General features: G+C 63.7%; 11 protein-coding genes and 1 pseudogene. 1 reads left to right on the top strand and 11 read right to left on the bottom strand.

Annotated features, from left to right (window positions below; genetic code table 11):
- The 11 genes and pseudogenes from M3B01_RS08220 to M3B01_RS08170 form a co-directional block, all read right to left on the bottom strand.
- Positions 1–124 (bottom strand): annotated as a pseudogene (locus M3B01_RS08220) (leucine zipper domain-containing protein); the annotation flags it as partial.
- A 177-nt stretch (positions 125–301) separates the two neighbouring features.
- Positions 302–1,570 carry an oligosaccharide flippase family protein gene (locus M3B01_RS08215; protein ID WP_259791040.1) on the bottom strand — a complete coding sequence of 423 codons (1,269 nt, stop codon included), beginning with the start codon at positions 1,568–1,570 and terminating at the stop codon, positions 302–304.
- Entirely contained in the window at positions 1,567–2,736 is a 1,170-nt protein-coding gene (locus M3B01_RS08210; protein WP_259791037.1) for an O-antigen ligase, read from the bottom strand. Before M3B01_RS08210 ends, M3B01_RS08215 begins: the two co-directional genes overlap by 4 nt.
- A gap of 163 nt (positions 2,737–2,899) precedes the next feature.
- Positions 2,900–4,015 carry a non-hydrolyzing UDP-N-acetylglucosamine 2-epimerase gene (gene wecB / locus M3B01_RS08205; protein WP_259791036.1) on the bottom strand — a complete coding sequence of 372 codons (1,116 nt, stop codon included), beginning with the start codon at positions 4,013–4,015 and terminating at the stop codon, positions 2,900–2,902.
- Between the two features lie 117 nt (positions 4,016–4,132).
- On the bottom strand, positions 4,133–5,164 hold the full coding sequence (locus M3B01_RS08200; protein WP_259791034.1) for a polysaccharide biosynthesis protein: 1,032 nt from the start codon (positions 5,162–5,164) through the stop codon (positions 4,133–4,135).
- Positions 5,165–5,231: 67 nt separating this feature from the next.
- Entirely contained in the window at positions 5,232–5,879 is a 648-nt protein-coding gene (locus tag M3B01_RS08195) for a NeuD/PglB/VioB family sugar acetyltransferase (RefSeq protein ID WP_259791032.1), read from the bottom strand.
- Positions 5,879–6,514 carry a sugar transferase gene (locus M3B01_RS08190; RefSeq protein WP_259791030.1) on the bottom strand — a complete coding sequence of 212 codons (636 nt, stop codon included), beginning with the start codon at positions 6,512–6,514 and terminating at the stop codon, positions 5,879–5,881. Before M3B01_RS08190 ends, M3B01_RS08195 begins: the two co-directional genes overlap by 1 nt.
- Positions 6,511–7,659 (bottom strand): DegT/DnrJ/EryC1/StrS aminotransferase family protein, encoded by a 1,149-nt coding sequence (locus tag M3B01_RS08185; protein ID WP_259791029.1) that lies wholly within the window; start codon positions 7,657–7,659, stop codon positions 6,511–6,513. Before M3B01_RS08185 ends, M3B01_RS08190 begins: the two co-directional genes overlap by 4 nt.
- Positions 7,652–8,230 carry a hypothetical protein gene (locus M3B01_RS08180; RefSeq protein ID WP_259791027.1) on the bottom strand — a complete coding sequence of 193 codons (579 nt, stop codon included), beginning with the start codon at positions 8,228–8,230 and terminating at the stop codon, positions 7,652–7,654. Before M3B01_RS08180 ends, M3B01_RS08185 begins: the two co-directional genes overlap by 8 nt.
- A complete protein-coding gene (locus M3B01_RS08175) occupies positions 8,227–9,852 on the bottom strand; it encodes a polysaccharide biosynthesis tyrosine autokinase (RefSeq protein WP_259791025.1) in 1,626 nt (541 codons plus the stop codon). The genes M3B01_RS08180 and M3B01_RS08175 overlap by 4 nt, the downstream gene beginning before the upstream one ends.
- Positions 9,853–10,180: 328 nt before the next feature.
- On the bottom strand, positions 10,181–11,527 hold the full coding sequence (locus M3B01_RS08170) for a cell wall metabolism sensor histidine kinase WalK (protein ID WP_259791023.1): 1,347 nt from the start codon (positions 11,525–11,527) through the stop codon (positions 10,181–10,183).
- A 375-nt stretch (positions 11,528–11,902) separates the two neighbouring features.
- Here M3B01_RS08170 and M3B01_RS08165 point away from each other — a divergent pair, with 375 nt between their 5' ends.
- Positions 11,903–12,271: a hypothetical protein gene (locus M3B01_RS08165; protein ID WP_259791020.1), complete on the top strand. Its 369-nt coding sequence runs from the start codon at positions 11,903–11,905 to the stop codon at positions 12,269–12,271.
- Positions 12,272–12,306 lie beyond the last annotated feature (35 nt).

The following is a 12,306-nucleotide window of genomic DNA, read 5'->3' as shown; positions in this document are numbered from 1 at the left end:
ACAAAGTGGCCCGAGCGATGTGGAACTCGGCCGCGACATGCGCGATCGGGCGGCCCTTTCCGAGCACCTCGGTGACAGCTCGCTGTCTTCCAAGGACGGTCAGCGGGGCATTACGGTGGGTCATGGAACGGGTCTCTTCCAGCAGGTGAATGGCTTCAGCACCACCCATCGTGCCGGTCAGGGACCCGTTCCTTCATCCCGCGCCCGTGACTACAACGTCATGACCCGCAACAGCTAGGTCCCTCTTTTTGTCAATTGAAGCCGTTTCTGATCACGGGCCGGTCGCTTAGCAGTCCGTGGATCAGTGGAATTTAGCCTCTCCGCGGCTGTCAGTTCGAGTCGCAACGAGCAATCCGAGTGCCCAGGCGATGAGGTATCCCAGCGCAAGCGCACTGAAAAGTACTGACACCACAGTATAGTCGGACCGTGTCGAAACTATGAGCGGCAGCGCGGACAGGAGGATCAGGAGAACTCTCGCAATATTGGATACGAGAAACTCGAATGCACCGTCGCAAATCGTGAAGATCGTCGTAACAGAATTCGCAACAAGGCATGCTCCGGTCACGAGAGCGAGCACCGGAAGATAGTCAGCCGCTACTCTCCACGACTCGCCGAGCACGAGGATGAGGAGTTTGGGCGCAAAAAAAACCATAAGTGCCATCACTAGTACCGCCACGACGAAGAGAGCCCCCGAAACGCGGAGGTACATTCTGCGGATCCCAAAGGTGGATTCCCTTCGTTTGCGCGCAAGAACGCCTGAGAAATTCGCTGAGACGGCCGCGGCGATTAAGGCAACCGGCGCTAAGGAAATCTGCCATGCGACCGAGAGCCCGCCCATTTCTCGCGCACTAATAAGTGTGGCGGCTATGAGTATCGGCAGCTGCTGGCCAAGAGCATTGATTATGGTCGAGGGCGTAAAAACAAGAGGAAATCTGCGAAATGACCGGAAAGTATCCTTCAATATGTTGAAGGTGGGTAGGGAAAGATATTTGCGTGTCGCGCGATGCATGACTAGAGCGGCGGAAAGCCTGCCTGCGACCTGGCCGCCGACCAGCCAGCCCCACAGCGGCCACACGAGCCCTGAACCGATCTGAACCACTGCTGTTACACCCTGCTGGACAACGGGGCGCAGCGACAGGAGACCATACCGTTCGTCGAGGACAGCCGTTTGATTGAGCAGCGCAATCGATGCTGCGGATATTACAAGAAAAGCCACCGCAATGCCAGTCTTGCTAGTTGCGGATTCGCCGAGCAGACCACTTCGCCGGAGGACATCGACTGCGATCCCTGTGGCTACCGATACTAAGAGGATCGCTGTCAATGATGTTGCGACGATTGCACGGCACTGCTGGGGCGATTCGGAAAGTGGGACAGCGGACTCGAGACGTAGGGCGGCCCAAGGGAAGACGGCAGCCGCGAGGGCCGTGGCCAAACCAAAGGCGCCGACTTGGTCCGGTTCGTACAGTCGTGCGATGACGACAAGAGTGAGGAATTGGATGGCCTGTGCCGAGACGTTCCCGGCGAGGAGCTTCGTCAAGGAATGCCGGGCGAGCGAAAGGAATCCGTTCATATCGTGTAGCCGCCCGGATGGGGAGCCCGCACTGCCGGGCCATTCTTCCGCGGTGAGAAGCTATACGAGGTGCCGACGGCTGCGCCAAGCGGAATTAGAAGCACTACCCAGAAAAGACGGTTGCCGACAATGGAGCTCGATACCTGGGCATTGACAAAGGCGGCAAGCCAGATAAGTGCAAGGCATGTCGAGTAACGATCCCGTGGCATTTTCAGGGTGGCGCTTGCCGATAAAAAGATTAGGATTGCTACCGTGGCAAGGAAGATCACTCCGCCTTCCACACCGATTTCGAGAAAAAGGTTGTGACTGTACTCCAGGCCTTCGGCGGTCCTCCCCGGCGTAAATTCTGGCATATTTGCGAGACCGATGCCGAAGGGGTTGCGGATAAAGATTTCTAGAGACTGTCGCCACAGAGCAAGACGCCCCGAAAGGTCTTCCGCCAGGTTCTGCCACGCTCTGTCGACGGTGCTAGGAGCGAACAGCAGGAACAAGAGGGCCGTGGAAGAGGCCGTAATGCACCCGAGGAGGAGAAGCCGGGTGTTGAGGTGAGTGCGGGTCTGTGAGATGAGGAAGACGACCATCAGGGCGGCGAGGCTTGCCACGATAGGTCCGGAGCTCTGCGTTAAAGTCATCGCCGCGCCGAGGGCGAGAGCAGCCCCCAGAGCGAGGAAGCGGATCACCGCAGATCTCATCGACGTGAGTGCGATGAGGGTGATGAGACCGTAACCGAGCATTCGTCCCACACCGATCGGGTTCATCCCGAGGTAAGATAAGCGCCCCGTGTTCGGGTCCGAAGACCCGAACATAACGATTAGGAAAAAAGTGCTAATGCCGTATAGCATTATGAAGAAAATGAACCACCTGAGAACTGCTGGATTCGTTACTAGGCGTGCGCAAGCCCATGCGATGACGACAGTCAGCACGAACTGTACAGTCTTCGATTCGAGGGCGGATGTCTGTTGCGCTACAAGTGTTGAGGGAAGAATTGCAGCGACTAGGAGTGCTGCTCCCACTTCGGCCCCGGTGACGTTGAACCGTGCCAGCATCCATAGGAGCACGGCGGCGAAAACGGTGAAAATGGTGGAGAGGCTTGCGAAGAACTCGACGAGTATCGGACCCGTACCGGTGGGGAGAAACAGATTTCCTGTGGCGGAGGCCGCACTCATCGCGCCGAGCAGGGGAGCCCATCGGCTCGTTCCTATGCGTTCGATGCGTGTCGTGTAGCTCGTGGCTGTAGAGAACCTCTCATGACTACCTAACTGCAGACTTCTCGTGGACCAATCTTTCTTGATGCGGCGTTTAGAGGGAGGGGACATGTTCTGCGATGCTTCAGTCGGCATAGGCCCGTCGACCCGTCCACTGCCCGTACCGGCGGTAGGTAGATACGATGAAGTTCACCGCGCGCTCACTCGTATTCTCGATGCAGTAGTCGCCCGGTACCTCTGCATTGGAGCGGGTCATTGCGATGCCCACCGCTTCCAAGACGTTTTCCGTGTCTAGGCCAGTCATGATGATCGAGCCGGTGTCCAGAGCCTCCGGGCGCTCAATGGAGTCGCGCAGCGTCACCGCGGGGAACCCAAGAATGGTGCTCTCCTCCGCAATGGTGCCGCTGTCCGAGAGCACACATGCGGCGTTGAGTTGCAGGCAGTTGTAGTCATTGAACCCCAGCGGCTTGTGCCAGGTCACGCCCTCGACCTCACGGCTGAGCGCCTCCAGACGCTTACGGGTGCGCGGATGGGTCGAGACGAGGATGGGCAGGCCATATTTTTGGTAGAGGGCTTCGAGCGCATCGAGCAGATTTGACAGTCGCGCCGGGGAATCCACATTCTCCTCGCGATGGGCGCTCACCAGGAAGTAACCCTGCTCCGAGAGACCCAGGCGCGGCAGCACGTCGGAGGCGTCGATCTTTTCCCGCTGATGCGCGAGAACCTCGCGCATCGGAGAGCCCGTCACCAGCACCTGTCGAGGGTGCTTACCCTCGTTGAGTAGATTGCGGCGCGCATGCTCGGTGTACGCCAGGTTGTAGTCAGAGACATGGTCGACCATTCGTCGGTTGGTCTCTTCCGGCACGTTGCTGTCAAAGGAGCGGTTGCCAGCCTCCATGTGGTAAACCGGGATCCCCTTGCGAGCCGCCATTAGCGCAGCGATGCAACTGTTCGTGTCGCCCAGCACCAGCAAGGCGTCAGGTTTCTCCAACTCGAGGACACGCTCGGTCTCGACCAGTACGCCGCCCAGTACTGCACCAAGCGAGGAGGTGTCCACGCCCAGGAAGTGGTCGGGGGTACGCAGACCGAGCTCTTCGAAGAAGATCTGGTTGAGTTCGTAGTCGTAGTTTTGGCCGGTGTGGACCAGGATGTGATCTACGGTTTCGTCCAGGCGCTTCAGGGTGGCCGCTAGCCGGATGATCTCCGGCCGTGTACCGACGATGGTCATCACCTTGGTCATCGGGGGTCTCCTCAGGATTAATGATGTCTTTGAGCGTTTGCTCGTCAGCGTGCTCACAGGATTAGAGGTCGGGGACGGACGACCAGCTCGAGACGGGGGCGGCTGCTGAGTGCACCTTCATCCGAGCTGTTCGACGATCCGTCGCATCTCCGGGACGGTCATCAGTAATTCTTTGGTGCCATCAACGTCCATGCGCGTGGTGTTCTCGCTCGTGTAATCCTGCAGGAGGACCTGCTCCTCGTTGCCCTCATCCACATATTTGTCGTACTGCAGGGACCGGGCATCTAGCGGAACGCGGAAGTACAGGCCCTCGTCCCGAGCGCGAGCGGCCTCCTCCGACGACAGCAGTGTCTCGTGCATCTTCTCGCCGTGGCGGATACCGATGGTGCGCACCTCCGCATCCTTCCGGCCGAGCAGCGCGGCGACAGCCCGTGCGAGGTCCGCTACGGTCGAGGCCGGCGCCTTGCGAACGAACAGGTCGCCTGGCTCGGCGTGGAGGAAGGCGTGCTCCACGAGGTCCACCGACTCCGCAAGCGACATCAGGAAGCGAGTCATCATCGGCTCGGTCACGGTCAGCTCCCTGCGCTCCAGTACCTGCTTCACGAACAAAGGGATCACTGAGCCGCGGGAGTACATTACGTTGCCGTAGCGGGTCATTGATACCACAGTCGAGGAGTTGGGGTAGTTCCGGGCGAAGGCCTGCGCTGTCTTCTCCATCAGCGCCTTCGTCATGCCCATCGCATTGACCGGGTATACGGCCTTGTCGGTACTGAGCATCACCAGCGAGCGCACACCACAGCGCATTGCCGCGTCGATAACGTTCTGGCTACCCTTCACGTTTGTCAGCACTGCCTGTTGCGGGAAGAATTCACACGAGGGCACCTGCTTTAGTGCGGCAGCGTGGAACGCAAAGTCAGCGTCTACGAATGCCTGTTCGACCGACGGGGCGTCGCGGACGTCGCCGAGGAAGAACCGTAGGCGTGGGTCGTCGAACTCTTTGCGCATTTCGTCCTGCTTGGCCTCATCGCGACTGAGGATGTGGATCTGCCCGGCGCCGCGTTGCAACAGGCTGCGGGTCATCGTCCTGCCGAAGGAGCCGGTGCCCCCTGTGATCGCAATGGTGGCGCCCTCGACGCTCTTTTCGGTCATGATCATCTCCTCGTGGATTCAGTCGTCGAATGACTGCAGGGCTTCGCCCATCTGCTTACGGTCATCATCACCATCGCCCCGGCACGCCCCTCACTGTGACCCCGCCTGGAACGTTCTTAGTTACGAGCGCGGAAGCCCCGATGATTGATCCGCCACCGATGGCCAGGCCTTGGAGAATGGTCGCACTCCCACCGATAAGCACGTCCGGTCCGCAATATGCCTCGCCAGAAATACGGGCGCCAGGATTAACCGAGACGAAGTCGTCTAAGGTCGAATCGTGTCCGACATAACACTGGGCATTGATGATCCCGTGCCGACCGATGTTCACGTTGGTCGAGATCTGTGCTGCCGCGTAGACGACGGTGCCTGCTCCGAGGCTCACTTGTGAGCCCAAGATCGCCTTCGGGTGCACCAGTGTGGACGGTAGGTGACCCGCCTCCTCGAACTGCTCTGCGACGCGTCGCCTGACATGGGGCCATGCGATGGCTACGACGAAGCCGCACCTCTCGGTGCGCGTGGAGAGCCAGTCATCCACACGGCCGAGGAAAGGAACATCCCTGGCTGCGAGGCGCTCGAGGTGCGCAGGGGCGGGGTAGTCATCGAGCACACCGAGCACGTCGATGCCAGCGCCTTCGCGGTTCATCGCGTCGACGACGTCGAGGGTCTCTCTCCCGGTGCCCGCAGCTCCGACAATGACCAGAGGCTCGCCTGTCATTACGCTGTGTCCTCACTATCCGTGTTGCCAGCAGGTGTGGTGGCGCCGCGGAACCTCGGCATGGTGGCCGAGCCCTCTGCGCTGATGCCATCACGCTTCAGAACGGTCAAGATGGTGCGCCAGAGGATCCAAATGTCGAGGGAGAGAGAACGATCGCGCGTGTACTGAACGTCGTACGCGAAGCGCTGGTCCCAGGTGGTCGCATTCCTCCCGCTCACCTGGGCCAGACCGGTGACTCCGGGCCGCACGTCGTGGCGGCGCGCTTGTTCCGGCGTGTACAGCTCTAGGTACTCCATCAGCAGGGGGCGTGGACCCACCAGGCTCATATCCCCGCGCACCACGTTCCACAGCGACGGCAGTTCGTCCAGACTCGTGGAACGGAGGATCTGGCCGAACCTGGTCAGACGATCACCGTCCGGCTCGCCCTCGTACGAGGGATTCCGCATGCTGCGGAACTTGAGCAGCTCGAAGGGCTTCCCGTGCAGGCCCGGCCTACGCTGCCTGAACAGCACGGGGGAGCCCAGCTTGACCCTCACAGCTGCAGCGACGACTGCCTGCAACGGGAGGGTCACCACTGCGAGGGGAAGGGACACGGCGACATCGAGTGCCCGCTTCACCGGGTCGTAGAGCTTCACCGCACAGAACTCGCGAATGTGCTGATCGCGGTGCAGACGCGGTCGATGGTCTGGTCATCATGCGCCGACCCGCTGGGCAGGGACAGTCCGGTGCGGAACAGCTCTTCCGATGTTCCGTTCACGTATGCAGTCCTGTCCTCGAACACAGGCTGGAGGTGCATCGGCTTCCACAGCGGCCGGGCCTCGATGTCCATACCGGTGAGGTGGGCCTGCAGGTCGCTCGAGGAGAAACCCGCTGCTGTCTCGTCGATGAGGATCGAGGTGAGCCAGGCGTTGTCGCGGGTGGAGTCGTCCTTGCTGGTATCGGGCAGGCCGAATACCGTGACCCCCTCGATCCCCCTCGCCAGCTCCACGTACGTGCGACGGATGGCGTGGCGGCGCTCGATCATCTGCGGGAGTCGCTTCAGCTGTGCACGCCCCAGGGCCGCCAGCAGATTCGAGAGCCGGTAGTTGTACCCGATGTCCGTGTGCTCGTAGTGGATGACCGGCTGCCGGGCTTGAGTGGCCAGGTACCGGGTGCGAGAGGCCATGTCGGGGTCGTCTGTGAGCAGAGCGCCACCGCCGGAGGTGGTCATGATCTTGTTCCCGTTGAACGAGACTGCCGCGGCCACGCCGTAGGCGGGCGCGGGGCGGCTATCGCGCAGCGCTCCGACGGACTCCGCTGCATCTGAGAGCACCGGCACGCCGTACTGCTCGGCGATGCTCCCGATCCTTGCGTGATCGACCACCTTGCCCAGCAGATCCACCGGCACGATCGCACGCACTGATCGTCCCTGGTCCGTCAGCTCCTCGAGTGCACGGGCCAGCAGATCGGGATCCATGGAGCCGGTCTCGTCGCAGTCGATGAACACCGGCTCAGCACCGGTGTACACGATGGCGTTCGCGGTGGCGGCGAAGGTCATCGTCGAGGTGACCACCACATCCCCGGCACCGGCACCGAGCTGGATCAGCGCGAGATGAAGAGCGGCCGTACCGGAGGAGAGAGCAACCGCATGTTCGCGCCCGCAGAACTCTGCAAGCTCCTGCTCGAAGGCGTCCACCTCCGGCCCCAGGGGGGCGATCCACCCGCCGCGGAACGCCCTGATGATGGCCTCCTCCTCGGCAGCGGTGACATCGGGTGGGGACAGGAAGATGCGATCAGCCATGCTGGGGTGCTCCTGGGTCGAGGTGGAGATGCTGACGAAGGGCGGGCACGATGCGACCACACACCTCGGCAACGAGGCGGAACGACTCTTCGTACCCTTGGGCTGCGCCGCCGTAGGGGTCGGCGATGTCCTTGGAGGTGCTGTCGATCCCGGCGCGGGCTCGTAGCCGTGAGGCGGCCATGGCCAGCTCACGAACAGTATCGAAGCTCTGCTCCGGGGGCAGCAACGCCAGTACGTGCTCCAGCTCGACCAGGGTGAAGATGCGCCGCACGGTGCGCGGTGCGATGCCTGCCACCCACGACCGGTGCTCCTCGGTCATGGTGATGATCAGGTCAGCGGCCTCGGCGGTGCGCTTGTCCAGTTGCCGGCCCACGTGGTCGAGCTCTCGGCCGAGATGTCGGGAGATGAACTCGACCGTCTCCGGTGCCGCAGTCCGGCCTGCCGCGGCATGCGTACCTGCGCTGGCCACGTCGATCCCGGCTCCGCCAAGTGCGTCATGCAGGATCGCCTCGCCCACGGGGGAGCGGCAGATGTTCCCCGTGCACACCACCAGGATCGAACCGCGGCTCATCGGTGAGCGTCCTCGCTCCTGCTTCCGGATGCCACCGGCCAGGTGCGCGGCGTGGTGCTGGGATCATCAGGTCGCGTGCTGGCCCGCCTGCGCCCGGCACGGCGACGCGTGGGACGCAGGTAGGAGCCGAGCTCGTCATGAGGGGCGTCCTGTTCAAGTTGTTGCGGCCGGGTCGGCTCCGCAGCGACCGAGGTTTCTGTCGTGGGGGCAGGTGTCACCGATCCGGCGGCTTCGGCCACCGCGCTCGGCTTCACCGCGGACTCGTCCGAGGAGTAGGTGTAGGTGTACGAGTACGCACCCCGGTTCCCGGTGGGCACCCGGTTCAGGATCACGCCCAGCGTGCGGCCACCGGCGGATTCTAGCTTCTCCAGCGCCTGTGCCAGCTGCTGCTTCTTCACGGCCTCGCTGCGCGCCACCACCAGTGCTCCGCCCACGTGGTGGGAGAGCACCACAGCATCGGTGACGGCCAGCAGCGGCGGGGCATCCACAACTACGAAGTCGTACTGTGCCATCGCGGTGGCCAGCAGCTGCTCCATCTTCTCGCTGCCCACCATCTCACTGGGGTTCGGGGGGATGGGGCCGGAGGTGAGCACATCGAGGCCCTCCGTCTCCAGCGGCTGGACCAGCTCGTCGAGCTCCGCTTCACCGATCAGCACGGTGGTGAGGCCGGCATTGCCCTCCAGGCTCAGGTACTGGTGGATCGAGGGGCGGCGCAGATCGGCGTCGATCAGCAGCACGCGGGCTCCGGACTGAGCGATCACGTGCGCGAGATTGATCGCGGAACTGGACTTGCCCTCGCCGGGCAGCGAGGAGGTGATCAGCACACTGCGCTGCCCCTCCGCCAGCCCCATGAACTGCAGATTGGTGCGCAGGTCACGGTAGGCCTCCGCCTGCAGGCTCTGCGGGTGCTGCGCCGCGATCAACGGGAGGTGCTTGGTGTCTCGGCTGGACGGGATCTTCGCGATCACCGGGCGCTCGAAGGTCTTCTCGATGTCCTCGGGGCGGCGCACCCGGTTGTCCAGCAGGTCACGGATGATCGCGGTGGCCACCCCCGCCATCAGGGCCAGCACCAGGCCCACCGCGAGGTTGCGAGGCAGGTTGGGGGAGGCTGGCGATGACGGAGTGGTGGCCGGGGCGATCACGGTCAGCTCCACCGAGGAGGTGTTGCCGTCGGACTCCAGCTCGGAGACCGTCTGGCGCAGGCTCTCGGCGGTGGCGTTTGCGATCTCCGCTGCCTGCCCCGAATCCTCCGACGAGGCCGTGATCTCCAGGATCAGCGTCTCCGGCGGCACCGAGGTGGAGATCTGGCTCGCCAGGTCCTGCGGGGAGGAATCCAGGCCCAGTTCCTCGATCACCGGTTCCAGCACCAGGGGAGTGGTGGCCAGATCGGCGTAGCTGGTGATCTGCTGCCTCGCGAAGGTGACACCGCTGTTGAGCTCGGTGACCGAGCCACCCGCCTGGGTCTGCACGAACATCCGGTTCTTCGCCTGGTACGTCGGGGTCTGCAGGAGGGTGAACCCTACGACTGCTCCGAGCACGAGGAGAGCGGCGATCAAAGCGGGAATCCATCGATCCCTCAGGATCGACAGGTAGTTCTGCAGCTCCACAGGCTTCCATTCCATCGACGTCATGGCCCCCGGCGGGCCCGGACCGCTACGGACGGCCCTGCCCACGTGCGCAGGCGAGCGCAAAACCGCATTCAACCGACCAATGTAGCGCACTCAGGGTTTGTTCAGGAGTCGTATTGCCCGACTTCCACCCAGCGTGGATGTGACCTTGCTTCACCCAGGGTGGAACGAGACGGAAACGCGGGTGAGCAGGTAGATCGACGAGGCCGACTCCACCGCGACCCTCACCGCCCGCCTCGAGCTGCTCGATGCCGACGGCGCCGTGTGCGAGGAGCTCGTCCACCGGGCGAACAGCTCCGCCCTGCTCGTCGGCTCCTGACGACTACTCCACCGCGAAGCGGATCCGGAAGGTCGAGCCCTCCCCGGGCTGGGAGCGCACGCTGATCTGCCCGTTGTGGGAGACGACGATCCGCCGCGTGAGCGAGAGGCCGATGCCGTGGCCGGGGATGTCGCTGTTGCGGGCGGTCTCGGTGCGGTAGAAGTCGGTGAACAGGTTGGTCTGCTCCTGCGCGGTCATGCCGATCCCGGTGTCGGTGACCCGCAGCTCTGCATGGCCCTCGATCATCTCGGTGGCGACCGTGACCGTCCCACCGCGTTGCGTGTATTTCACGGCGTTGGAGAGCAGGTTGTCGACGGCCTGCTGCATGCGGGCGGTGTCCACCGGCATCTCCGGCGTGGGCTGCAGATCCGAGATGAGGGCGATTCCGGCCTCCTCGGCGCGCAGCGCGAAGGACTCCACGGAATTCTCGGCGATCTCGGAGAGCCGGCCCGGCCGCAGCACCAGCTTCTCCACTCCGGAGCGGCTCACCTGATCCTGCAGCAGGTCCCCCACGATCACCAGCAGCTGCTCCGCGTTGCGATGCGCGACCTGCAGGTAGCTCGCGGTCTCCTTCGACAGGTCCAGGTCGTCCTGGGCCAGTTCCAGGTAGCCGATCACTGAGGTCAGCGGGGTGCGCAGCTCATGGGACACCGAGGCGACGAACTGCTCCTGCGAGCGGACCGTTTCGAGGTACGAGGTGACGTCGGAGAACACCACCACCGCCCCGGCCCGTTCGCCGTGCCGGTCCAGGATCTGCCGCGCCGAGGCGGAGAAGGCAGCTCCGCCCTCACCCGGCGGGCCCACTGCGACCAGGTAGTTGCTGAAGGACTCCTGCAGCACCGCCCTGCGCACCGGGCGCTCGTCCACCGGGATTGGCAGCGACGTCCCCGGGTAGCGCAGCAGCAGCTCCGCTTCGTTGGGGTCGTCGTTTCCCGAAGGGGTGGCGAGGGTGTGGATCCGCCGCTGCCGGGTGTTCATGAGGATGTCGTGGCCGTCCGCGTCGACGACCACGATGCCCACATCCACGGTGTCCAGGATGCTCTGCAGCAGCTGAGCGGAGGCGTCGAGCTCGCCGATCATCGTCTCCCGCTCCGCGACGGTCTTCTGCAGCCGCTCGTTGCGCCGATCCAGCAGGCCCAGCGCCCCCTCGGTGAGCAGGCCGATCTGCAGCACCGTGAGGGGCATCAGCAGCGCGTGCGCCAGGATCATCGAGTCCAGTTCCCCGCCGCGCACCAGCGCGGGCACCGAGATCGCCACGGTGACCGCGAACAGCGAGATCAGTACGCCCGTGCGGCGCAGACGGGCGGACAGCCACATGACCGGGATCAGCGCCAGCAGCGAGATGGACATCGACACCTCGCGCGTCAGGTCCCGGATCAGGCCGACCCCCGCGGGCGGGGACTCGGAGAAGCGTCCGGACGGGCTCGTTATCGGAATCTTCTTATCGGAATCTTCTGACCCTGGCGCGGGTCAACGGGAGCGGTGCCGCCCACATCACATCGAACGGGGGAGGGGCAGCTGTGGCCTGCTTCATCTCGACGTCGTTCGTCAGCGGGCGCTGCCCCAGCCCGATGTCGAGCGCGACCACGTGGGAGGGGCTGGCGGACTGGAACGCCGCCTGGGTAGTGACACTTCGGGGCCGCGCTTAATCACCCCGAAAGGGAAGTGTCGGACATCTCACGCCGTGCGCACACCGGAGTGATCCGGACCCCCAAGGAGATCGGGGTGGGGGACGTGATCACCTTCCAGATCGAATCCGGCAAGCCTGCGGTGGCGACACACCGTGTGATCGCCCGCAGCACGGACAGCGGCACCGGGGAGATTCGCTTCACCACCCAGGGCGACGCGAACAACACCCCCGATCCCGAACGGGTCCAGCCCGCGCAGATCCGGGGGAAGGTCTGGTACGCGATCCCTAACCTGGGCTGGGCGAACCAGGCCATCGACGGCAGCACCCGCAACTGGGCGGTGCCCACCCTCGCCGGTGCGCTGTTCGTCTACGCGGCCTGGACCGTCGGCTCCGGGTTGCGGGAACGACGGCAGAAGAAGCGCACGGCCGAGGAGGCGCCGGCGCCCCGCTCCGAGGGGGACTGAGCCGGCAGCCATGCTGCGAGCGTGAACCCCGGACA

Source organism: Brachybacterium sp. p3-SID957, assembly GCF_025144775.1.
Lineage (GTDB): Bacteria > Actinomycetota > Actinomycetes > Actinomycetales > Dermabacteraceae > Brachybacterium > Brachybacterium epidermidis.
The sequence above is the reverse complement of the archived record's forward strand: the minus strand, read 5'-3'. Positions and strand labels throughout refer to the sequence as shown.

Bases quoted from the DNA above. Each gene is read 5' to 3' on its own strand.
- M3B01_RS08175 (WP_259791025.1), bottom strand. From the start codon at position 9,852: ATGGAATGGAAGCCTGTGGAGCTGCAGAACTACCTGTCGATCCTGAGG.
- M3B01_RS08200 (WP_259791034.1), bottom strand. From the start codon at position 5,164: ATGACCGAAAAGAGCGTCGAGGGCGCCACCATTGCGATCACAGGGGGC.
- M3B01_RS08185 (WP_259791029.1), bottom strand. From the start codon at position 7,659: ATGGCTGATCGCATCTTCCTGTCCCCACCCGATGTCACCGCTGCCGAG.
- M3B01_RS08215 (WP_259791040.1), bottom strand. From the start codon at position 1,570: ATGAACGGATTCCTTTCGCTCGCCCGGCATTCCTTGACGAAGCTCCTC.
- M3B01_RS08210 (WP_259791037.1), bottom strand. From the start codon at position 2,736: ATGAGTGCGGCCTCCGCCACAGGAAATCTGTTTCTCCCCACCGGTACG.
- M3B01_RS08195 (WP_259791032.1), bottom strand. From the start codon at position 5,879: ATGACAGGCGAGCCTCTGGTCATTGTCGGAGCTGCGGGCACCGGGAGA.
- wecB (WP_259791036.1), bottom strand. From the start codon at position 4,015: ATGACCAAGGTGATGACCATCGTCGGTACACGGCCGGAGATCATCCGG.
- M3B01_RS08180 (WP_259791027.1), bottom strand. From the start codon at position 8,230: ATGAGCCGCGGTTCGATCCTGGTGGTGTGCACGGGGAACATCTGCCGC.
- M3B01_RS08170 (WP_259791023.1), bottom strand. From the start codon at position 11,527: ATGTCCATCTCGCTGCTGGCGCTGATCCCGGTCATGTGGCTGTCCGCC.